The following is a 21468-nucleotide window of genomic DNA, read 5'->3' on the forward strand; positions in this document are numbered from 1 at the left end:
CGAAAATGCGCACGGGCACATGCGAGGAGTGAACCACCGCGTCTACGAGGAGAAGATAGTCGTGTGGATGCGTCCATTGGCGCCGCGGCGGGGTCACGCTTATCGTGACCGGGTACATTCCCCGGAGTGTGATGCTGAGTGACGACCCATCTTTTAAAGAACACGCCGTCATGAGACGGGGCCGCGAATGGGGGTACAAGAGCGTAGGAAAAGCGCAGGCGGTGTGTGCTTGAACGATAAAGGTGCAGGTCATCGGGGTTGAGCTGGGGGAGTGGGGTGGGGCACGATACTCGAATGAGAAAGATGTGGAAGGCTTGGGCGACCGTTGTGACGGTCGCGGCGTTGGCGGGATGCTCGGCGACGGGTGGTGCGCCACGCAAGGATGCGGGCGGTGGAATGGCCGGTGGTGTCGACACGCCGCGGCTCACGGTCGCGATGGTCTCGCACGGCGCGCCGGGCGATACGTACTGGGATCTCGTGCGCAAGGGCGCGGAGGAGGCGGCGCAGAAGGACAATATCGAGCTGCGCTATTCTTCGGACCCGCAGGCACCGAACCAGGCGAACCTCGTGCAGTCCGCGATTGACGCGGGCGTCGATGGTATCGCGGTGACCATGCCGAACGCGCAGGCCATCGGGCCGGTCGCGCAGAAGGCCGTGGACGCGGGGATTCCGACCGTGGGCCTGAACGCGGGCATGGATGAGTACGAAAAGTATGGCATGAGCGCGTTCTTCGGCCAGGACGAGTCCGTCGCCGGTGAGAAGGCCGGCGAGAAGCTCAAGGACGAGGGCGCGAAGCACACGCTGTGCGTCATCCACGAGCAGGGCAACTCCTCGCAGGAGGCGCGCTGCGCGGGCGTGAAGAAGGGCTCGGGCGCCAACGTGGAGCTGCTCTACGTCAACGGCCAGGACCTCACGGCGGCGCAGTCGACGCTGCAGGCGAAGCTGGCGCAGGACAAGAGCATTGATTGGGTCATGGCGCTGCAGGCCCCGGTGGCGTTGCGTGCTGTGGACGCGGTGAAGGACGCGGGCTCGCAAGCGAAGATCGCCACGTTTGATACGAACGCGGAGCTCGTCGGTGCCATCCAGGACGGCGACGTCGCGTGGGCCGTGGACCAGCAGCCGTACATGCAGGGCTACATGGCGGTCGATGCCCTGTGGCTGGCTCAGCGCAATGGCTCGACGCTCGGCGGCGGGCAGCCGGTCTACACAGGCCCGAGCTTCGTCGATGCCGAGAACGTCGACACTATCGCCGAGTCCGTTCAGGAGGGCCTGCGATGAGTATCGCCGTGACAGAAGCAGACATCACCGCGCCGGAGACGGCGGGGGATGAACGCGTGCGGGAGCGAGGGGGCATCGGAAGGCTGGTGCGCCGCCCGGAGATGGCGAGCGTGCTCGGCGCGGTGCTCATCTTCGCGCTGTTTATGATAGTCGCGCCGGCGTTCCGGTCGCTCGAGGCGTTCTCGACGGTGCTCTACTCGAGCTCGACGCTGGGGATTGTGGCGCTCGCCGTGGGCCTGCTCATGATTGGTGACGAGTTTGACCTGTCGAGCGGTGTCGCGGTGACAACCTCGGCGCTCGTGGCGACGATGCTCAATTACAACCTGCACCTCAACTCGTGGGTCGGTGCGGGGCTGTCGCTGCTCGTGGCGCTGGGGATTGGTGCCCTGAACGGATACCTCGTGGTGCGCACAAAGATCGCGAGCTTCCTCATCACGCTGGCGGCGTTCCTCGTGCTCCAAGGCCTGAACCTGGCGGTGACGAAGCTGGTCACCGGCCAGGTGGCGACGCCGACGATTGCGGATATGGAAGGTTTTCCGTCCGCGCGCGTCGTCTTTGCGGGCACCATTCATGTGGGTGGACTGAGTATCCGCGCGACGGTGCTGTGGTGGATCTTCTTCGTCGCCGTGGCGTCCTTCTTGCTCTACAAGACGAAGTTCGGCAACTGGATCTTTGCGGTGGGCGGCAACGCGGACGCGGCGCGCGCCGTGGGCGTGCCCGTCAAGCGCGTGAAGATTATCTTGTTCATGTTCGTCGGCTTCGCGGCGTGGTTCGTGGGCATGCATACGCTCTTCGCGTTCGACTCCATTCAGGCGGGCCAGGGTATCGGCAATGAGTTCTTGTACATCATTGCGGCGGTCATCGGCGGCTGCGCGATGACGGGCGGCCGGGGCACGGCGGTGGGCACGGCGATCGGTGCGCTCATCTTCGGCATGACCAACCAGGGCATCGTCTACGCCGGCTGGAACCCGGACTGGTTCAAGGCCTTCCTCGGCGCCATGCTGTTGTGGGCGGTGCTCACGAACACCGGATTTACGAGCTGGGCGAAGAGGAGCTAGGAAGATGACAATTTTTGAAGCGCGGGATATCGCGCAGCAGTTTGGCAATTTCCAGGCTCTTTCCGATGTGTCGTTGCGGCTGGAGTCCGGCCAGGTGACATGCGTGCTGGGCGATAACGGCGCGGGTAAGTCGACGCTCATCAAGATTCTGTCGGGCTTGCAGCGTCCGACCGCGGGATCGTTGGCGCTGGACGATGCTGAGGTTTCTTTCACCAGCCCGCGAGACGCCCTCGACCACGGTATCGCGACGGTGTACCAGGACTTGGCGCTCGTGCCGTCCATGCCGGTGTGGCGCAATTTCTTTGTGGGCCAGGAATTCACAGGAGCCTTCGGCCGGCTGAAGGAAGCCGAGATGCGCCGGATTACCTCGGAGCAGCTGCAGGAGATGGGCATCGATCTGCCGGATGTGGGCGTGGACCTGGAGGCGCTCTCCGGCGGCCAGCGCCAGGTCGTGGCGATTGCACGTGCCATCTACTTCGGCGCGGAGTTCCTTGTGCTCGACGAGCCGACCGCAGCGTTAGGCGTGAAGCAATCCGGCATGGTGCTGCGGTTTATCGCGGCGGCGCGCGATCGCGGGATGGGTGTCGTGTTCATTACGCACAACCCACACCACGCGCACCTGGTGGGCGACCACTTTGTGGTGCTCAACCTGGGGCGGATGGTCCTCGACGCGGCACGCAAGGATGTCACGCGTGAGGAACTCACCCGCTGGATGTCCGGAGGGGCGGAGCTGGAGGTGCTCGAGCACGAGCTCGCCCGCTAGTCTGGAGACATGTTCTCCGTCGGCACAGACCTCGTCCACATCCCCGGTTTTGCGGAGCAACTCGCGCGGCCGGGCACGCGATTTACGGGTGTGTTTTCCGCGGCGGAACTGCGCCTGGCCACGCAGCGTTTCGGGAGCGGATCGGCGCGTCAGGCCGAGCACCTGGCCGGTCGCTGGGCCGCCAAGGAGGCGTTTATCAAGGCGTGGTCCGAGGCGCTCTACGGGCGCCCGCCGGTCATCGCGCCGGAGGCGGTGGATTTTTCGGAGATTGAGGTGCGCGCGGACGCATGGGGACGCGTCGGCCTTGAGCTGCGCGGCGCAGTGAAAGACGCCGTGGACGAATCGCTGGGGCAGTGGACTGCGTCCCTGAGCATCAGCCATGATGGGGATTACGCGACGGCCACGGTGCTGCTTGTCGCTAACTCGTAGCGACCGCAAAGAGGTAGGCGACGAGCATGCGCTTGATCTCCGCGACGACGTGGTCGAAGTTTTCTTCCGGGCCCGACACAGCGTAGTTGAGCAGCGACACCACCGTGTGCACGAGAAATCCGGCAAGATCAATGCGATCCTCGTAGGACAGCTCCACAGCGAGTGGCGCCAGCATCTCCGCCAGCGGTTCAAGCATCTCGCGCTCGGTCGCGGCCGCGGTAGCACGGGTGGCCGGCGTGGATTGGACGGCGTGCCACACGGCGCGGCGGGAGGGGTCCTCGCGCCACATGCGCGCGAGGTGGTCGATGAACTCGTCTAGGAAGTCCGGCCACTGGAGGGCAGGGACGTGCTCCGAAAAGGAACGGATCTCCTCGAGGTTCGCCGCGGTGTCTTGGCGGTCGAGCTCGCAGATGAGCACGTATTTGTTGGCGAAGAATTGGTAGAGCGTGCCGATGGGTACTTCGGCGCGCCGGGAGACTTCGTCAAAAGTGAAAGACTCGAAGCCGGCCTCGATGAGCACCATGCGGGCAGCCTGAAGGATCCGCTCGAAGCGCACGCGGCTGCGGGCTTGAGCGGGGCGGCGGCGCGGGACGAGGAGCTCGGCGTCGGAGGAACTGATCATAAAACGCTAGTCGAGCTCTTTGAGAATACGCGCGACGTGGCCGGTGGCCTTGACGTTGTACTTGGCCAGACCGATGGTGCCATCCGGCTCGACGAGGAAGGTAGAGCGGATAACGCCCTGGACGACCTTGCCGTAGTTCTTCTTCTCTCCAAACGCGCCGTAGGCCGTGAGCGTCTCCTTCTCCGGATCGGACAGCAGCGGGAAGTTGAGGTCGTGGTCCGCGCGGAACTTGGCCAGGGCCTCCGGCTTATCAGGGGAGATGCCCACGATGGCCACGTCAGAGCCGTTGAGCTGCTCGAAGGCGTCGCGGAAGTCGCAGGCCTCGGTGGTGCAGCCGGGCGTATTCGCGCGCGGGTAGAAGTAGACGAGTACGCGCTGGCCCGCGAAGTCGGACAAGGAGACCGTGGTGCCCTTGTCGTCGCTCAGGGAAAAGGCGGGGGCGGTGTCGCCCTCAGAAAGTCGAATCTGCTCAGTACTCTTCTCAGTCATGTATCCCACCATACCGCGTGGACGTGAGCGGCCTATCACAGCACGCAGGGCTACCGTGCGCTAGTGTAGGGAGAGCAAAAACTTAGGCGAAACTTGAGGAGTACACCATGGCACGCAGCACCGATGACATCCAGCGCGATATCGAGCGCACCCGCCGCCAGCTGGCCGGCACCCTGGACGAGCTGACGAACCGCACGAAGCCGCAGAACTTCGTTAACGACGCAAAGGTACAGGCCACCAGCAAGCTGCAGGAGCCGCAGACCCAGAAGGTCCTCGCCGGCGTCGCCGTAGCTGTCGTTGGCCTTATCGCCCTGGGCGTTGCCCGTTCGCGCCGCCGTTCCAACGACATCAAGGAGCTGCAGAAGCTCCTCGCGCAGCGTTAAATCACTTCAGCGCCGCCCTCTGCCAACTCGGTGAGGGCGGCGTTTCCGCGTTTTTCATCCACCGGCGAGCACAACTCCCGCAGTACCCGCACCTCAAAGCCCGCCTTCAGCGCGTCGAGCGCCGTGGCGCGCACACAATGGTCCGTCGCAATTCCGCAGACGTCGAGCTTTCCGATGCCCCGTTCCCGCAGCCAGGCTTCCAACCCCACCCCCGAGCCATCACCGTTCGTGTCGGCCTCGAACCCTGAATACGCCGCGGTGTAGGCGCCCTTTTTAAAGGCGGCATCGGCAGGCTGGAGCGCCGGGTGAAGCTCGGCGCCGGGGGAGCCGGCGACGCAGTGGACGGGCCACGTGTCGATGAAGTCTGGCTCGTCTGCGAAGTGTCCGGCTGGGTCGATATGCCAGTCCTGGGTCGTGACCACCGTGTCATAGGTGCCCTGCAGAGCAGCGATTTTCTCGGCGACCTCGTTGCCGCGGGCGGTGCCCAGCGCGCCGCCGGGGCAGAAGTCATGTTGAACATCGACAATCACGAGTGCGCTCTTCATGACGCATAAGTCTATATGCTAGGCAGACATGAAGACGCCGATTCCGTATTACCTGGGCCAGATTCTCGAGTCAGTCCGCGACGAGGACGGGGGAGAGGTCGCTGACTACATCCCGGAGCTCGCCAACGCCGACCCAGACAAGCTCGCCGTGGCGCTGTGCTCGTCTACCGGGCACGTCTACTCGGCGGGCGATGCGGAGCATGAATTTTCCATTCAGTCCATTTCCAAGCCCTTCGTCTACGCGCTCGCGCTCCAGGAGCTGGGACTCGATGCCGTGCGCGACGTCGTGGGCATGGAGCCCTCCGGCGAGGCCTTCAACGAGCTGTCGCTGGGCCGCGACTACCGCCCCGTCAACCCGCTCATCAACGCGGGCGCCATCGCGGTCAATCAGCTCATCAACGGCGTCGACTCCTCCGTCGAGGACCGCAACGCGCGCCTCAACGAGTACTTCTCCCGCCTCGCCGGCCGGGACCTCTCCGTCGACGCTGGTGTCGCCGACTCGGAGCTCAACCACGCCGACCGCAACCTCTCGCTCGCGCACATGCTGCGCAACTACGACATCATCAAGGATGACGCGCACGACGCCGTCCTCTCGTATACGCACCAGTGCGCCATCCGTGTGGACGTGCGTGACTTGGCCGTCATGTCCGCGACGCTCGCCAACGGCGGCCGCCAGCCCGTGACGGGCGACAAGATCCTCGACGCGGACGTCTGCCGCCTCACGCTCGCCGTGATGAGCTCCTGCGGCATGTACGACGGCGCCGGCCGCTGGATGGCCGAGGTCGGCATTCCCGCCAAGTCGGGCGTCGCCGGCGGCCTGTTGGGTACCCTGCCCGGCCAGCTCGGCGTGGCGACCTTCTCGCCCCGTCTCAATGAGTCCGGCAACTCCGTGCGCGGCGTCGAGGCCTTCAAGCTGCTCTCCTCAGACATGGGCCTGCACCTTATGAGCACGGACAACCGCGTGGGTACCCACCCCATCCGCTCCAAAGAGGAAGACGAGGACCACGCCGTTATTCACCTCCAAGGCCACATCAACTTCTCCGCCGCCGAGGCCATCCTCTACGAGCTCCAGGGCTACGACCTCGACGCGTGCCGCGTGGCCCTCGATATCTCCCAAGTCCCCAGCCTCAACCGCGTGGGCCGCCGCATGCTCAAAGAAGGCCTCCGCCGCTTGCGCGAGGGCGGCAACGAGATCGCCGTCATCGACCCCGACGGCACCCTCACCGACCGCGAGCTTTCCGATGGTACCGTCGTCCCCCTCGCAGACGCCGAGGACTATCACATCAACGGCGAGGACGTCCGCGACTAAGCCCCGGCTCCGTGTCCTGCGGTGACCTGCTCTTACCTTACGAGACGCCCACGCGAATATCGGGCGCGTGAGAGCCTATCTTCGCCTAGAATCGCTCGCAACGCGTCCGAAAACGACGTGCCAGCGCCGTAAGTCCCGCAGCGACGCGGGGGCTCCCCTCAGGGCGGGCGGGAAAACGCAAAATCCCGCCGGGCGAACCCGGCGGGAAGATTGTGCGCCATCAGGGACTTGAACCCCGAACCCACTGATTAAGAGTCAGTTGCTCTGCCAATTGAGCTAATGGCGCTCACGTTGTCCGTCTGGGCTGTGCGCCCTGCCGTGCAACGAGAAATAACTTTAACCCGCGTTGGCTTGGATGTAAAATCGCCTGGTAGGCACTGCTTTTTACCCCTGTTCTATCTTCCGAGTCTAGCGCGAAAATGTGGGAAGCGTGCCTCGGCCTCTCGCGGTGGGGCGCTCTCTAGGTGCTCCGTACGCCGGTGGCCGTCGGTGATTAAAGGTGTGATGTGCCCGAATTTAAATCGGTGCCAACGCGGGCGATCGCCGCGGCGCAGTGGGCCATTGTGCTGCCGCGCCACTCAGAGAATTGGGTTAGCAATTTAAGAAATTTCACATTAGGATATTGCGCGTATGTCTGCCCCCTTATCACTTAAGGCTTGAACCGTGACAATTCCTCGCCGTCTGTCGGTCATTGCTACCCTGACCGTCGCCTCTATTTCCCTCGCTGCCTGCTCGTCCGCTGGTAACGGCGAAGACACCTCCCCCGTTGCGGAAGTTTCTTCCGTGGCCAATGAAGCTCATGACGCCGCCGCATCCTCGGCTGCACAGGCTGCTAAGAAAGCGCCTAAGTTCTCCGTGAAGAACAATGCGACGGGCGTCTCCGTCACGAAGCCCACTACCGTGACCTCGGACGAAGGCGACGGCCTCGCTAAGGTCACCATGACTAATGAATCCGGCGGCGCCGTGGAAGGCGAGTTCTCCGAAGATAAGCAGACCTGGTCCACGACGGAGGTCCTCGGCTACGGCCGTACCTACACCGTCACGGCGAAGGACAAGAATGGCAAGTCGAAGACCATCACGTTCACCACGGATAGCCCGGCGTATACGACGGGCGTGGGGCTGAGCCCGCTGCCGGATTCCACTGTGGGCGTGGGGCAGACCATCGGCTTTAATTTCTCGTCCGCCCCGCAAGACCGCCAGGCAGTTCAGGACGCTATCGAGATTGAAACCTCCCCGCACGTGGATGGCGCTTTCTACTGGCTGAGCCCCACGGTCCTGCGCTGGCGTCCGCAGAAGTTCTGGGAGCCGGGCACGCAGGTCAAGGTGAAGGCCAACATCTACGGCCTCGACATGGGCGGCGGACTCTTCGGCGACGCGGACAACGAAACCAACTTCACGATCGGTGATCGCGTTGTCTCCATCGTGGATGACAACACGAAGACCATGCAGATCTGGAAGAACAAGAAGCTCATCAAGACCATGCCGGTCTCCCTGGGCCTCGAGGTTCCTGGCCGCGTGACCCCCAACGGTTGGTACACGGTGGGCGACCAGTATGACCAGCTCATGATGGACTCCACCACCTACGGCCTGGCTCTCGATGCCGGCGGCTACCAGACCATGGTGGACGACGCGACGCAGCTGTCCTACTCGGGCATCTACGTCCACTCCGCCCCGTGGTCCGTGTGGGCACAGGGCAGCCAGAACACCTCGCACGGTTGCATCAACGTCTCCCCGGAAAACGCTCAGTGGTACCTGGATAACGTCAAGCGCGGCGACGTGGTCTACGTCAAGCACACCTCCGGTGGCATCCTGCCTGCCACGGACGGCTTGGGCGACTGGAACATGGGCTGGGACGAGTGGTCCGCAGGTAACGCGGAGCAGTAAATGCGTTTCTCTGTCCTCGACCGTGCCGCCCGTGCGACCGGCGAGGGCTTTCCGGACGTCGTGGGTCATGCCCGCCACGTCGAGCGCCTCGGCTTCGAGCGCTTCCTCCTCGCTGAGCACCACGGCGTGCCCGGTATTCCCGCGGGCCAGCCCGCGCTGCTTGCTGCCCACGTCGCGGCGCACACGCAACGTATTCGTGTCGGCACCGGCGGCATCATGGTGCTCAATCACGCGCCTTTCATCGTCGCGGAGCAAATCCGTCTGTTGGAGACCCTCTACCCGGGCCGCATCGACATCGGCCTCGGCTCCTCGGTCGGCTTTACCGCGCCCATCCGCGAGGCCCTTGGCTCGCGCCCCAAGGAGCGCTTTGAGGCCCACCTCGGCGAGCTCCTCGCCCTCCTGGACGGCACTCCTCCCACGCCCCAGCCTGCCGATGCCCCCACACCCTCACTCTTCCTCCTCGCCGGCTTCCGCTCCGCTTTGACGGCCGCCCGCTTCGGCCTTGGCGTCATCCTGGGCGGGCCCGTCCACACCCAGGAGGCCGCGGCGAAGGCCTACCGCGAGAACTTCGCGCCCGGCGTTCTCGACGCGCCGCACGTGATCTCCTCGCTCAATATCGCGGTGGCTGATACGGAAGACGAAGCCCGCGCGCTTCTCCTTCCTGAGGCCGTCGCGAAATCCCTCTCTCTATCTACAGGTGAGTTCCCCTCGCTCGATCCGCGTCCGGACCTCGAAATGCTCACTGCGCAGCAACGCCGCCGCGTCACTGAGATCCAGGCCCACGACGTCTTCGGCACCCCTCACTCCGTCCGTGACCGCCTCCACGACATCGCGCAGACCCTCGGCGTCGACGAATTCCTCGTCACCGGCGACATGCCTGACCGTTCCGGCCGCGCCCGCAGCGAGGAACTCCTCGCACAGCTCTAACCCCGCTTAGACCAGCCTCGGGCACGTCTTTTCTTGTCCCGTTTGCTCTCCCCGTGAACCTCATTCAGGACATAGGGACAAGGAAACTCCACAGGCATGCGTTTGCATCCTGTGGAGGCCCGGCGGTCGCCAGCGACTGTCTTTTCTTGTCCCGTCTGTCCTCCCCGGGCCCCTCGTGCCGGAGGTAGGGACGAGAAAACTCCTGCCCTGCGCGAGTTAGGATTGTCCGCTAATCTGTGGGCAACAAGGAATGAAGGGGGAGAGTTCCATGGGGATCTCATCGCGACCGGTGCGAGTCCGCGGGAATTGAGAGCGGCAGCGCAGAAGAATCACGTCATCAAAATCTGTCACGGCTTGTACGTCACCAGGCAGCCGACGGCACACGAGCTCTGGGCTATCGTGAGCACTCGGTGGCCGCGGGCGGCGCTGACCGGAGAGACTGCGGTGCAGGTCTTCTTAGGCGAAGAGCTCACCTTTCCGCTGGAGATAGCTGTGCCTAGTTCCATGCCGCGGTCTCTGTGGTGGAACGTTCGTCGGCGTAAAGGTGCAGCGGTGGTGGACGTGAACGGCCTGAGCGTCGTGTGTCCTGCGCAGGTCATTGAACACCTTGCCGACGATGAGCGGGCCGTGCAGCTCCTTGAACACCGGTATTCGGGTAGGAACGGCAAAGAATTCCTCGATACCGAGCTTCAGGACGTCCCCAAACTTCCGCACCGCACGCGAAGGTTGCTTGTGCAGGCTGCGATCGGGGCTGATTCCGTACCCGAACGCACCGTGGCTCGAGCATTGAAAGAGAAAGGATTCCATGTCGAGTCCAATTTCATCATCGGGCCCTACCGTTGGGACATTGTCCTCCCGAAGGAGAGGATTGCGGTGGAGATTGACGGCTATGAGTTTCATATCGACAAGAAGCCTTTTGTGCGCGACCGGTGGAAGAACAATGACGCCGTTCTACGTGGCTGGCTTACGCTGCGCTACAGCGGGATGTGCGTTACTCACCATCCGAGTTATGTCATTGAGCAAATAGCCACTGCCCGTAAACCGAATTTATCCTCAGCTTGGCATTCGTTTGTGGGGCGCTGGCACCGACTCTGGAACAATATTACGCATTTCGATCCATGGGATGCGCCGCCGGTTCATTAGCTAGGCGGACGACAAAAGCTCCGAACCCTGAGGTTCGGAGCTTTTAGACTTTGGGGTGGCTGACGGGGCTCGAACCCGCGACACCCAGGATCACAACCTGGTGCTCTACCAGCTGAACTACAGCCACCATCGCTACTCAAAAGCAGCAATGAGTAGATTAACCCACAGGCGCTAAATTACAAAAACGCCTGGTAGACGGCCACAGACTCTTCCTGCGCGGCGAGCGCCTCATCGGAGTCGGGGCCTTCGCCTGGAACGAAGACGCTGCGGCGGTAGTAGTCGAGCTCGCGGATGGACTCGATGATGTCGGCCAGCGCGCGGTGGGCCATGCCCTTTTCTGGCTGGTGGTAGTACGCCTTGGGGAACCAGCGGCGCGAGAGCTCCTTGATAGTGGAGACGTCGATCATGCGGTAGTGCAGGGCGGCGTCAAGGCGCGGCATGTAGGCGCGGATGAACGTGCGGTCCGTGGCGATGGAGTTGCCGGCCAAAGGCGCGGGATGCTCCGGATCGCAGTGCTCAGCGATAAGGGCCAGTACAGCATTTTCGGCCTCGTGCACGGACACGGTGGAGGCGCGGATTTCGTCGAGCAGCCCATTGGAGGAGTGCATATTGGTGACGAAGTCATCCATCTCGGCCAGTTCTTCCTCGGTGGCGTGAACGACGAGGTCCAAGCCTTCGCCCACCACGTTGAGGTTGCCGTCGGTGATGATGGCGGCGACCTCCACGATGACGTGGCGCGAGGTATCCAGGCCAGTCATCTCGAGATCGATCCACACGAGGCGGTCATGCTTGGGGGCGATGTCAGCTTGAGTCATGGCAACCATTGTAGCCCTCGTGTCTTACCCCCAAAGCGGGGCGTTGTGTTCAACGTTTTCGACGCAGCCTGAGTCCAAACGTGCTGCATATCACAACTAATCGCATATTGCGGAGTGAAACATGTAAGAGAAAATTCGTTATCTAGCTCACTTTTTCTTAACTGTTGGTGCATTATCGTTATCAACTCATCGCCCTTCTCTGGATGAGGACTCACTTGAATAGGAGCCCGCAATGTCAGCGTTTTTAGACTCACTCAATTCAATTATTTGGTCGCCAGCACTCGTCTTCCTTTGCTTGGGGGCTGGCATTTACTTCACCCTCGTCACGAAATTCCTGCAGATCCGGTGTATCCCGGACATGCTGCGCCAGCTCGTCCACGGCGAGAAATCCGAAAACGGTGTCTCATCATTCCAGTCGTTGATGATCTCGCTGGCTGGGCGCGTCGGCGTGGGCAATATCGCCGGCGTGGCCACGGCTATCGCCTTTGGTGGGCCAGGAGCCGTGTTCTGGATGTGGGCGGTGGCGCTGCTCGGCTCGGCGACGTCCTTCGTGGAATGTACGCTCGCGCAGATTTATAAGGAACAGGACCGCGATACTGGCGAGTACCGCGGTGGTCCGGCGTACTACATCGAAAAGGCGTACAGCCACACCAAGGCTGCTCCATTCATGCTCATCTATGGCGTCGTGTTCGCGATCTCAATGATTCTCGCCACCAGCTACTTCCTGCCGGGAATCCAGGCCAACGGCGTGGCGGCAGCGGTCAACAATGCGTGGGGCATCGACTTCACGTGGTCTGCGGTGGTCCTTGCCAGCATCCTTGCCATCATCATCATCGGTGGCGTGAAGCGCATTGCCAACTTCGCCTCCGTTGTCGTGCCGTTTATGGCGGCGGCGTACATCATCATCGCCGTGGTCATCCTGTTCATGAACTTCTCCGACATCCCGCACGTCTTCGGGCTGATCTTCCGCTCCGCATTCAACATGGAAGCTGGCTTCTCCGGCATGCTCGGCGTGGCGATTATGTGGGGTGTTAAGCGCGGTATTTACTCCAACGAAGCCGGCCAGGGCACCGGCCCGCAGTCTGCCGCCGCAGCTGAGGTTTCCCACCCGGCGAAGCAAGGTTTCGTCCAGGCCTTTGCGGTCTACATCGACACGCTCTTCGTGTGTTCTGCGACCGCGTTCATCATCATCTCGACCGACATGTACAAGGTCTTCGAGGGCGAATCCGAGGACGGCCCGGTGCGCTACGCAGGCTCGTTGGCAGAGGGCATTCCCGTCGGCCCTGGCTTCGTGCAGGAGGGCATGAGCTCTGCTTTCCACGGCGTGGGCCCGACCTTCGTCGCCATCGCTATCGCATTCTTCGCCTTTACAACGGTGCTTGCGTACTACTACATGGCAGAGACCAACCTGACCTACTTCAATCGCTGGGTGAAGAACCGCACCGCCCGCCGCGCGCTCGTGTGGCTGTTGCGCGTGCTCATCATCGTCTCGGTGGTCATCGGTGCATCCACGACGCCGGGCGCGGCCTGGGCGCTGGGCGACATCGGAGTCGGCGCTACCGCGTGGCTGAACATCGTGGCCATTCTCTTCCTGCAGGTCCCGGCCCTCAAGGCTCTCAAGGACTACAGCGCGCAGAAGAAGCAGGGGCTCGATCCGCAGTTCGATCCGGAGGCGCTGGGCATCAAGAATGCGGGCTTCTGGACCGAGCGCAAGGCCGCGCGCGAAGGGTTCGCAGCGGACGTGCGCGCCACCGAGCGCACGGCCCCCGAAAACGTCTAGCTTGCCGATGCCCCCGTTCTACTCCCCGCCGCGCCCCCAGCGCCGCGGGGAGTAGTCGTCCTTAAGCCATTTTCGCGTAGAAACTGCCGATGACCGGCGCGGCGATAGGCGTGGGCACGACCTGGCCGGCCAGGTTCATGAGCTTCGACAACGGGCCGGGGACCACGCGGCGCTGGTTGCGCGCCATGGCTTTCAACGTTTCGGCCGAGCAGGACTCGTACGTGGTCCACAGGAAGTCCGGCACGACCTTGTCCACGATGGACTGCTCTTCCTCGGGAACGACGGCGTCGCGCACGGGTCCCGGCGCCAGCAGCGTGCAGGTCACGCCGGTGTCCTTGAGCTCGTAGTGCAGTGCTTCTGTAAACGCGTTGACGCCGGCCTTGGTAAACACGTACGTCGCGTTGTTGGGAATGGAGACGTTGCCGGCCGCCGAGCCGACGTTGCAGATGGCACCGCGGCGGCGCGGCAGCATCTGCTCGAGCGCTGCGCGGGTGAGCCGGTGGACGGCTGTGCCGTTGAGCGCGAACTGCTTGGTCTCGTAGTCCCAGTCCTGGTCCATGAATTTGCCGAAGCTGGCGATGCCCGCGGAGTTGATAAGGATGGTGACCTCGAGCTCGCCCATGCGGGCAATGAGGCGGTCGACATCGGCGGCATCGGAAAGATCGGCGGCAAACGCCTCAGACTCCACGCCGAAGCCGCGCAGCTCGGCTGCGATGGATTCCAGTACGGCCTCGCGGCGCGCGACGAGGATCGTGTTGTAGCCCATCTTGGCCAGGTCCGTGGCCATTGCCTTGCCGATGCCCTGGGAGGCGCCGGTCACCACCGCGTACGAGGTGGGGGAAGGGGCAGGCAGGCCGTGTGCACGGGTCATGAGGGTCCTTTCAACAGATAAATTACGTTGGGCACCAGCGTAGCGTGTCGCACGGACACGGGGCGGCAATTGTGGCGAGCACAGGTGAGGCTGGAAATCAGGGTAAACCCGGATGCGCAGGGCTTCTACTTCGAGTTGAATAAAAAGTGTCAGACAACATTAGACACGACGACCAGCAAGGAGACCACCATGAACAACCGACTTACTCGTTCGACGACCGACCGCTACGTCGCAGGCGTTTGCGGCGGCATCGCGGAGACCTACAACGTTGACCCCGCTGTGGTTCGCATCATCTTCATCGTGCTGACCCTCATGGGGTTCTCCGGAGTGTTGGCCTATGCCCTCATGTGGTGGATCATCCCCGAGGGCCCGGCCATCTAGGCACTGTCATCTCGCTACTGCAGCGGTCCGAACCCCATAAAGCCGCGCCAGGTGTCCCATTCGTCCTGGAGCGCCGCGCGCAGGCTTTCGGGGTGGGCCTCGCCGTCGATGAGAGAGGCGTCGATGGTGCGGATGCCGTTGTCAAAGAACAGGGCCGCGTGTCCCGCCGCGCCGTAGCGCAGGACGGGAACGAGGTTGAGCCCGTCGAAGGACAGGCGCGCGTTAGGGCGCACGTCGAGTCCGGCGATGGCCGCGAGCGTCGGCGCCAGATCAAGGGGCGAGACGAGCTCGGCGCAGTCGCCATCCTCGGCAACGCCAGGCCAGTGCAACGACATCGTCGTGTGGTCGCCTGTGAGCGTCACGGCTGCCAGCACGCACTGTGGGTTCGTGTCGAGCAGGTCTGTGAGAATCGCGGGGTCGGGTTCTTCCAACAAGAGGAATGTGGGCCCAGCGTGTTGCGCGGTGGGATCCTCGGTGACGGTCCAGCCAGCCTCGGCGAATACGTCGGTGATTCGCTTCGTCGCTTCTCGCTGCGGATATTGCCCGGTCAGTGCGGCTCGGCGGTTAGCCGGATACGCCGGGGCGGGGTTGTAGCAACGGCTAAAGGCTTGGCCGGGGGCATCGCTAAGCGGGGCGGCGAAGGTGGCGAGGACAATAAGGCTAGGCGAGTGCATATTCCCATGGTGCCACTGGGCCGTGCTCCGTGCGGGCGGTGACCTCGACGCGGGAGTATTCGATGCCTTCGAAATCGTCGAGGTGTTCCCCACACGGCCGCGAGGTTTCCGGTCATGGTCACGATCCGGGAGCGCACCCAGATGTGGTCGGTGTTCGACCACAGTGATGGTTAGCTTGGCGGTGCACACGATACAGCCGCGCTGCAGGGGCTGGGCTAGACCCAGAAGGCCACAAGCGGCCCTGTGGCAGCGCCCCTATGCGGGGTAAAACTAAGGCAATACTTCATCGTTAAAGCAGGTTTGAGCTTCTACGATGAAGCATATGACCACGCCTGTTTTGGATAAGTCCCTGCCCGCCCAGGATGTTCGCACGCAGCTCGTGGAGCGCGTGAAGTACGTTTCGGATGCGTCCCACTACTATCAAATGCCGGAGGCCGTCGTCGTCGCGAAAGACGCGGCCGAGGTCGCCGCGGTGTTCAAAGCCGCCGCGCGCGATGGCAAGCCGGTGACGCTGCGCTCCGGCGGCACTTCGCTGGCCGGCCAGGCCTCGGGTGACGGCATTCTGGTCGATACCCGCCGCCACTTTAAAGACATCGAGGTCCTCGACCAAGGCAAGCGCGTGCGCGTGCAGCCGGGCGCGACAGTCCGCCAAGTCAATGCGCGCCTGCAGCTGTGGGGCTACAAGCTTGGACCGGACCCGGCCTCGAGCTCGGCTGCGACCATTGGCGGCGTCGTCGCGAATAACTCGTCCGGCATGGCGTGTGGCACCGAATTCAACACGTACCGCACGCTCGAATCCATGACGTTCATATTGCCGTCCGGCACGATGATCAATACCGCGGACAAGGACGCCAACGCGCAGTTCAAGGCCCAGGAGCCGGAGCTCGTGGAGACGCTGGAGCGCCTGCGCCGCCGGGTCAACGACAACCCGGAGTCCGTGGACATCATCCGCCGCCACTTCGGGCTGAAGAACACGATGGGCTACGGTCTCAACTCCTTCCTCGACTTTGAGGATCCGGTCAAGCTCTTCGAGCACCTTCTCATCGGCTCCGAGGGAACCCTCGCCTTCGTCGCCGAGGCTGTCTTCCGCACCGTGCCCATTTCCAAATTCGCCACCACCACGGTCGCGGTCTTCGACGACCTGGATTCCGCGACGCGCGCACTGCCGGACCTGCTGGATTCTGGCGCTGCGACGCTGGAGCTCATGGACTCCTCGTCTATCCGCGTGGGCCAGGAATTGAAGGGCGTGCCTGCGGCGATCACGGGCTTCGACGTGGACAAGCAGGCCGCGCTGCTCATCGAGTATCACGCCAACGAGGAAGAGGAACTACGCTGCCTCCAGGACAAGGGCTCGGCGCTCCTGCGTGAGCTGCCGCTGCGCGCACCGGCGGAGTTCTCCCAGGACCGCGTGGACCGCGCGGTGGCATGGGCCTTCCGCAACGGCCTCTACGCCTCCGTCGCCGGCGCTCGTAAGTCCGGCACGACGGCGCTGCTCGAGGACGTCGTGGTGCCAGTTCCGGATCTTGCGCCGACGTGTGAGTCTCTCCAAGAGCTGTTCAAAAAGTACGGCTACGACGACGCCGTCATCTTCGGCCACGCCAAGGACGGCAATATCCACTTCCTGCTCACGGACCGCTTTGAGGGCGACGAGGCACTGGGCCGCTACAACAACTTCAACGAGGGCATGGTCGACCTCATCCTCGCCGCTGGCGGCAACCTCAAGGCCGAGCACGGCACCGGCCGCGCCATGGCACCGTATGTGCGCCGCCAGTACGGTGACGAACTCTACGACGTCCACTTGGAACTTAAGCGAGCCGCTGACCCGCGCGGCACCATGAACCCGGGCGTCATCATCGACGATGACCCGGAGGCCCACATCCGCAACATCAAGCTCAACCATGAGGTCGAAATCGACATCGACCGTTGCGTCGAGTGCGGCTACTGCGAGCCGGTCTGTCCGTCGCGCAACCTCACCATGACTCCGCGCCAGCGCATCGTCGTGCGCCGCGCCATGGCCAAGGCCCGCGCCGAAGGCCGCGAAGAGGATGCCAAGGAGCTCGCCGAGGCCTACGAGTACCAGGGCATCGACACCTGTGCGGTCGACTCCATGTGCGTTACCGCCTGCCCCGTGGGCATCGACACCGGCAAGTTCGTGAAGAAGCTGCGCTCCCAGCGCACCGGCGCCAAGCAAGAAGTTACCCGTGCCGTGTGGGCTGGGGCGGCGAAGGCGTGGCCGGCGGTGCCCACGGTGGCATCGGCAGCCTTGACCGGCGTCAACGTCCTGCCTACTGGCCTGGTACAAAAGGTCACCGATGTCGCACGTGCCTTGGTGGGCGAGGACATCATGCCCGAGTACCAGCCGGAGCTGGGCAAGGGCGGCAAGCTGCGCTCGCGTCTGGGTGAGCATGTCGGCGCGCCGGGCGAGCCCATTGCCGTCTACGTTCCGGCCTGCGTCAACACCATGTTCGGCCCGTCTGGCTCGGGCGTCGGCGCTACCGATGCCTTTGTGGCCCTCGCCGAGCGCGCCGGCGTGAGCCTCCGCGTGCCCAAGGACATCGATGCGCTCTGCTGTGGCACCCCGTGGACCTCGAAGGGTATGAAGAAGGGCCACGCGATCATGGAAAAGCGCGTCCAAGCCTCCCTCATGGCCGCCACGGATCACGGCCGTTTGCCCGTGCTTTCCGATGCCTCCTCCTGCTCCGAAGGCTTCAAGGCCATGGCCGAAGCCGCGGGCCTTACCGTCATCGATGCCGTGGCCTTTACGGTCGAGCACATCTTGCCCACCCTCGAGGTCAAGCACAAGGTCTCCTCGATTACGCTGCACCCGACGTGCTCCTCGAAGCACCTCGACATCATCGGTGACCTCGAGACCGTCGCCAAGGCCGCCGCCCGTGAGGTCCACATCCCCGCCGACTGGAACTGCTGTGGCTACGCCGGCGACCGCGGCATGCTCCACCCGGAGCTCACCGCCTCGGCGACGCGCGATGAGGCGAAGGAGGTCGCGGAGATCGACTCCGCGCACCACGCCTCGCTCAACCGCACCTGCGAGCTCGGTCTGTCGCGTGCGACTGGACACGAGTACCAGCATGTGCTGGAGCTGCTGGAAGTCGCGAGCCGGTAGTTCCTAGTCGCTACTTGGCCCATTGAGGTTGGACATAGCCGCAGGTTGCGCTTTTCTCCGCGAAGAGCGCGACCTGCGGCTATGGCCTTTTTGAGGGGCCATCTACCGCACAATGTGTAGCCATGTCGTACGCGCTGCGCATTGCCCTCGACACGGATGCCTCTCCACACTGGGGCACACCTTTCACCCAAACTATCTATCAGGATATGGAGTTTCCCGATGGCGCGACGCTGTCCACGCTCCACGTCGCTCAAGCTTTCCGATGCCCCCGTCACCGCATCCTCCGCATAATCCAGCAACGCGACCTTATCCTTGGTGCCCCACTGAAATGTCATGACGTACTCCTTCTACTGAAGTGTTCTCCTTCCTTCGTGGAACTACTGACGTGCGGGCAGGGAGGATTGGGCGATGTGATGGGGGAGAGGAACTTCGCAGAATTCGCGCACTTCGGCGCGATGTTGGTTATAGTCACGCACATAGTGAGTAACTTGTATCACACTGAAAGAAGTTCGTCTCTACCGTCACGTCATTGACTCTGAATGTAAGGAGCCAGCCATGGCAACACCGACATCCGAAGGTGCGCCGCGCGCCGAGGACCGTTCCCAGAAGAAGGCCGCCGCGCAACGACAATCGGGCGGCTGGCTCGATACATTCCTCAACGGCGTGGAAGCAGTAGGCAACAAGCTGCCCGAGCCGTTTACTATCTTCCTCATTCTCTACGTCATCACGGCGGTAGCCTCGTCTATCCTCGCGTGGAATGGCACGAAAGTCATGGTTCCGGGCAGCGATGAGGAACTGGCCATCAAGGGCCTGTTTACGGGCGAAGGCATGGCGTGGTTCACCACGACGCTGGGTGAGAACTACATTGGTTTCCCGCCACTGCTCACGGTGCTTCCCATCCTGCTGGCCGTCGGCGTGGCGGAGCGCTCCGGAATGCTCTCCGCGCTCATTCGCAAGCTCTTCGGCTCGGCGCATCCCACGCTGCTGCCGTACGCGGTCGGCGTCATCGGCGTCACTGCGTCCGTCATGGCGGATGCCGCGTTCGTCGTCGTGCCGCCGCTCGCCGCGATGGTCTTTAAGGCGGCGGGCCGCCACCCGGTCGCGGGTCTCATCGGCGGTTTTGCGGCCGTCGGCGCGGGCTACTCCACAGCACTCGTGCCCACGAGTTTGGATGCCCTCTTCGCCGGAATCACCAACGCCGTCATGCAGACGCTGCCGAATTTTCAGTTCGCGGACGTCAACGCGGTGAGTAACTACTTCTTCAACATCACGAGCTCGATTGTCCTCGGCATCGTGGCCGGCTTCATCATCGACAAGGTCATTGAGAAGCGCATGTGGCAGCAGGAGGTCCCCACCGAGGAGCACATCAACCTGGAGGAGGCCGCCAAGCGCGGCGACCGCGACGAGAACGGCGAAGAGCTCAGTGCCGATCTGTCCAAGAAGGAAATGCGTGGCCTCATCTTCTCGGTCCTCGCGGCCGTCATCGTCACCGCGGTTATCCTCTTCGCAGCGCTCATCCCGGACTCCCCGTGGCGCAACGAGACGGGCGGTTACTTGCCCAAGTCGCCGCTGCTGAGCTCCATTGTCTTCATCGTCTTCCTCTACTTCCTCGTCATGGGCATCGTCTACGGCCGCATCGTGGGCACGGTGAAGAACGTCAAGGACGTCGTGGACATGATGATTGGCTCGCTCAAGGACATGTTGTCCTTCCTCGTCCTCGCGTTCATCCTTAGCCAGTTCGTCGCGCTCTTCGCATGGACCGGCATCGGTACCTTCACGGCGGTCCATGGCGCGGCCTTCCTCGAATCCATCGGGCTCACCGGCTTCCCGGCAGTCCTCGCGTTCATCGTGCTGGCCTCGCTGCTCAACCTGCTCATCATCTCAGGTTCGTCCATGTGGACGCTCATGGCCTCGGTCTTCGTCCCGATGTTTGCGCTGCTGGGCTATGAGCCGGCCTTCATTCAGGCCGCGTTCCGCGTGGGTGACTCCGCGACGCAGATCATCACCCCGCTTAACCCGTACATGATTGTTATGCTGGGCCTGCTCCAGCGCTACGAACCGAAGGCGGGGCTGGGCACGCTGATGTCGCGTCTTATTCCTTTCGTCATCCCGTTCTTCACGGCATGGGTCATCCTGCTCGCCATCTGGTTCTACGCGGACCTGCCGCTGGGGCCGGGCAACGGAATTATGATCGAGGGATAATGCATGGCTGATTCACCTGAAGAACATCCCACTGTGCCGTCGACGGCGTACCTCGACGCGATGCATCGCCAGCTTGAGGGCGATATCGAGCGCGTCATTGAGGCCGCCGTCGCCCCCACCGCACCCACTGCAGCGTGGGATCTCATCGAAAAGTGCGTGGAGGACCTCACGGACACCCTCAACCACATCGTGGCGGATCTTCACGCACATCCGGAGACCGCCTTCGAGGAATACCGCAGCTCCGCCCTGCTCGCGGACATTATCGAAGAACGCGGCTTCACCGTCACGCGCGGTGCCTACGGCGTCGGGACCGCCTTTGAAGCGTCCTGGCAAAGCCCCGATTTCGACGAAAGTAAGCACCCCACCGTCGCTATCCTCGCTGAGTACGATGCTCTGCCTGGCATCGGTCATGCGTGCGGCCACAACATCATTGCGGCCGCGGGCGTGGGCGCGTTTCTCGCGCTCACTGCGGCGCTGCAGCGGATAGAGACGGTGCCCGCGGGGCGCATCGTCGTGCTGGGGACCCCGGCCGAAGAGGGGCATACGGGGAAGGAATACATGATTCGCGGCGGCGCCCTTGACGGCGTCGATTGCGCGATGATGGTCCACGGCTTCGGCTATGACATCGCCTCACACGTGTGGCTGGGACGTCGCAGCGCCACCATCACGTTTGAGGGCGTGCCCGCGCACGCCTCCGCAAGCCCATTCATGGGGCGCAACGCGCTCGATGCTGCAACACTCGCATACCAGGGCCTGGGACTTTTGCGGCTCTTCCGGTTTTAGAGTGCATTGAT

Annotated in this window: 20 protein-coding genes and 2 tRNA genes; 14 read left to right on the forward strand and 8 right to left on the reverse strand. The window is 63.2% G+C overall.

Annotated elements, in window-relative coordinates; translation table 11 throughout:
- Positions 1-294 precede the first annotated feature (294 nt).
- From HMPREF2559_RS00180 to HMPREF2559_RS00195, 4 genes are read left to right on the forward strand one after another with little or no spacing between them, the layout of a single operon-like run.
- A complete protein-coding gene (locus tag HMPREF2559_RS00180; protein ID WP_070539154.1) occupies positions 295-1278 on the forward strand; it encodes a substrate-binding domain-containing protein in 984 nt (327 codons plus the stop codon).
- Positions 1275-2336: an ABC transporter permease gene (locus HMPREF2559_RS00185; RefSeq protein ID WP_070539156.1), complete on the forward strand. Its 1062-nt coding sequence runs from the start codon at positions 1275-1277 to the stop codon at positions 2334-2336. Before HMPREF2559_RS00180 ends, HMPREF2559_RS00185 begins: the two co-directional genes overlap by 4 nt.
- Before the next feature lie 4 nt (positions 2337-2340).
- Positions 2341-3099, forward strand: coding sequence for an ATP-binding cassette domain-containing protein (locus tag HMPREF2559_RS00190; protein WP_070539158.1), 759 nt, complete (start codon positions 2341-2343; stop codon positions 3097-3099).
- Positions 3100-3108: 9 nt separating this feature from the next.
- Positions 3109-3528 (forward strand): holo-ACP synthase AcpS, encoded by a 420-nt coding sequence (locus HMPREF2559_RS00195; protein ID WP_068802115.1) that lies wholly within the window; start codon positions 3109-3111, stop codon positions 3526-3528.
- Here the strand turns inward: HMPREF2559_RS00195 and HMPREF2559_RS00200 are convergent.
- On the reverse strand, positions 3518-4150 hold the full coding sequence (locus HMPREF2559_RS00200) for a TetR/AcrR family transcriptional regulator (RefSeq protein WP_070539160.1): 633 nt from the start codon (positions 4148-4150) through the stop codon (positions 3518-3520). The two genes, HMPREF2559_RS00195 and HMPREF2559_RS00200, sit on opposite strands and share 11 nt — an antisense overlap.
- 6 nt (positions 4151-4156) lie before the next feature.
- A complete protein-coding gene (bcp, locus tag HMPREF2559_RS00205) occupies positions 4157-4639 on the reverse strand; it encodes a thioredoxin-dependent thiol peroxidase (protein ID WP_070539162.1) in 483 nt (160 codons plus the stop codon).
- A gap of 107 nt (positions 4640-4746) precedes the next feature.
- On the opposite strand from bcp, the gene HMPREF2559_RS00210 reads away from it, so the two are divergent.
- A complete protein-coding gene (locus HMPREF2559_RS00210; RefSeq protein WP_066491608.1) occupies positions 4747-5022 on the forward strand; it encodes a DUF3618 domain-containing protein in 276 nt (91 codons plus the stop codon).
- On the opposite strand, the gene HMPREF2559_RS00215 is transcribed toward HMPREF2559_RS00210, so the two are convergent.
- Complete coding sequence (locus HMPREF2559_RS00215; protein ID WP_070539165.1) at positions 5019-5567, reverse strand: nicotinamidase; 549 nt, start codon at positions 5565-5567, stop codon at positions 5019-5021. The genes HMPREF2559_RS00210 and HMPREF2559_RS00215 overlap by 4 nt on opposite strands.
- Before the next feature lie 28 nt (positions 5568-5595).
- On the opposite strand from HMPREF2559_RS00215, the gene HMPREF2559_RS00220 reads away from it, so the two are divergent.
- The gene (locus HMPREF2559_RS00220) at positions 5596-6876 is read left to right on the forward strand and encodes a glutaminase (protein ID WP_070539167.1); all 1281 of its coding nucleotides are present in this window, start codon (positions 5596-5598) and stop codon (positions 6874-6876) included.
- A 213-nt stretch (positions 6877-7089) separates the two neighbouring features.
- On the opposite strand, the gene HMPREF2559_RS00225 is transcribed toward HMPREF2559_RS00220, so the two are convergent.
- Positions 7090-7162: transfer RNA gene (locus HMPREF2559_RS00225), tRNA-Lys, on the reverse strand.
- Between the two features lie 377 nt (positions 7163-7539).
- On the opposite strand from HMPREF2559_RS00225, the gene HMPREF2559_RS00230 reads away from it, so the two are divergent.
- From HMPREF2559_RS00230 to HMPREF2559_RS00240, 3 genes are all read left to right on the forward strand, one after another.
- Positions 7540-8760, forward strand: coding sequence for a L,D-transpeptidase (locus tag HMPREF2559_RS00230; protein ID WP_070539169.1), 1221 nt, complete (start codon positions 7540-7542; stop codon positions 8758-8760).
- Positions 8761-9687 carry an MsnO8 family LLM class oxidoreductase gene (locus HMPREF2559_RS00235; RefSeq protein ID WP_070539171.1) on the forward strand — a complete coding sequence of 309 codons (927 nt, stop codon included), beginning with the start codon at positions 8761-8763 and terminating at the stop codon, positions 9685-9687.
- Positions 9688-10239: 552 nt separating this feature from the next.
- The gene (locus tag HMPREF2559_RS00240; RefSeq protein WP_168162222.1) at positions 10240-10830 is read left to right on the forward strand and encodes an endonuclease domain-containing protein; all 591 of its coding nucleotides are present in this window, start codon (positions 10240-10242) and stop codon (positions 10828-10830) included.
- 51 nt (positions 10831-10881) lie between these two features.
- Here HMPREF2559_RS00240 and HMPREF2559_RS00245 read toward each other — a convergent pair.
- Both HMPREF2559_RS00245 and orn read right to left on the reverse strand, forming a co-directional pair.
- Positions 10882-10957: transfer RNA gene (locus HMPREF2559_RS00245), tRNA-His, on the reverse strand.
- Between the two features lie 49 nt (positions 10958-11006).
- Entirely contained in the window at positions 11007-11654 is a 648-nt protein-coding gene (gene orn / locus HMPREF2559_RS00250) for an oligoribonuclease (RefSeq protein ID WP_066491630.1), read from the reverse strand.
- A gap of 223 nt (positions 11655-11877) precedes the next feature.
- Here orn and HMPREF2559_RS00255 point away from each other — a divergent pair, with 223 nt between their 5' ends.
- Positions 11878-13425 (forward strand): alanine/glycine:cation symporter family protein, encoded by a 1548-nt coding sequence (locus HMPREF2559_RS00255; RefSeq protein ID WP_066491632.1) that lies wholly within the window; start codon positions 11878-11880, stop codon positions 13423-13425.
- Between the two features lie 61 nt (positions 13426-13486).
- Here HMPREF2559_RS00255 and cmrA read toward each other — a convergent pair whose 3' ends face one another.
- Positions 13487-14296: a mycolate reductase gene (gene cmrA / locus HMPREF2559_RS00260; protein WP_066491641.1), complete on the reverse strand. Its 810-nt coding sequence runs from the start codon at positions 14294-14296 to the stop codon at positions 13487-13489.
- Between the two features lie 189 nt (positions 14297-14485).
- On the opposite strand from cmrA, the gene HMPREF2559_RS00265 reads away from it, so the two are divergent.
- The gene (locus tag HMPREF2559_RS00265) at positions 14486-14677 is read left to right on the forward strand and encodes a PspC domain-containing protein (protein WP_066491643.1); all 192 of its coding nucleotides are present in this window, start codon (positions 14486-14488) and stop codon (positions 14675-14677) included.
- 14 nt (positions 14678-14691) lie between these two features.
- On the opposite strand, the gene HMPREF2559_RS00270 is transcribed toward HMPREF2559_RS00265, so the two are convergent.
- Complete coding sequence (locus HMPREF2559_RS00270; RefSeq protein WP_070539177.1) at positions 14692-15351, reverse strand: alkaline phosphatase family protein; 660 nt, start codon at positions 15349-15351, stop codon at positions 14692-14694.
- A 322-nt stretch (positions 15352-15673) separates the two neighbouring features.
- Here HMPREF2559_RS00270 and HMPREF2559_RS00275 point away from each other — a divergent pair, with 322 nt between their 5' ends.
- The 3 genes from HMPREF2559_RS00275 (at position 15674) to HMPREF2559_RS00290 (ending at position 21457) form a co-directional block, all read left to right on the forward strand.
- On the forward strand, positions 15674-18472 hold the full coding sequence (locus HMPREF2559_RS00275) for an FAD-binding and (Fe-S)-binding domain-containing protein (RefSeq protein WP_070539179.1): 2799 nt from the start codon (positions 15674-15676) through the stop codon (positions 18470-18472).
- Positions 18473-19027: 555 nt separating this feature from the next.
- Entirely contained in the window at positions 19028-20674 is a 1647-nt protein-coding gene (locus HMPREF2559_RS00285) for an AbgT family transporter (protein ID WP_070539184.1), read from the forward strand.
- A 3-nt stretch (positions 20675-20677) separates the two neighbouring features.
- On the forward strand, positions 20678-21457 hold the full coding sequence (locus HMPREF2559_RS00290) for an amidohydrolase (RefSeq protein WP_168162223.1): 780 nt from the start codon (positions 20678-20680) through the stop codon (positions 21455-21457).
- Positions 21458-21468 lie beyond the last annotated feature (11 nt).

Source organism: Corynebacterium sp. HMSC072G08, assembly GCF_001809185.1.
In the GTDB taxonomy this organism is placed as follows: domain Bacteria; phylum Actinomycetota; class Actinomycetes; order Mycobacteriales; family Mycobacteriaceae; genus Corynebacterium; species Corynebacterium phoceense.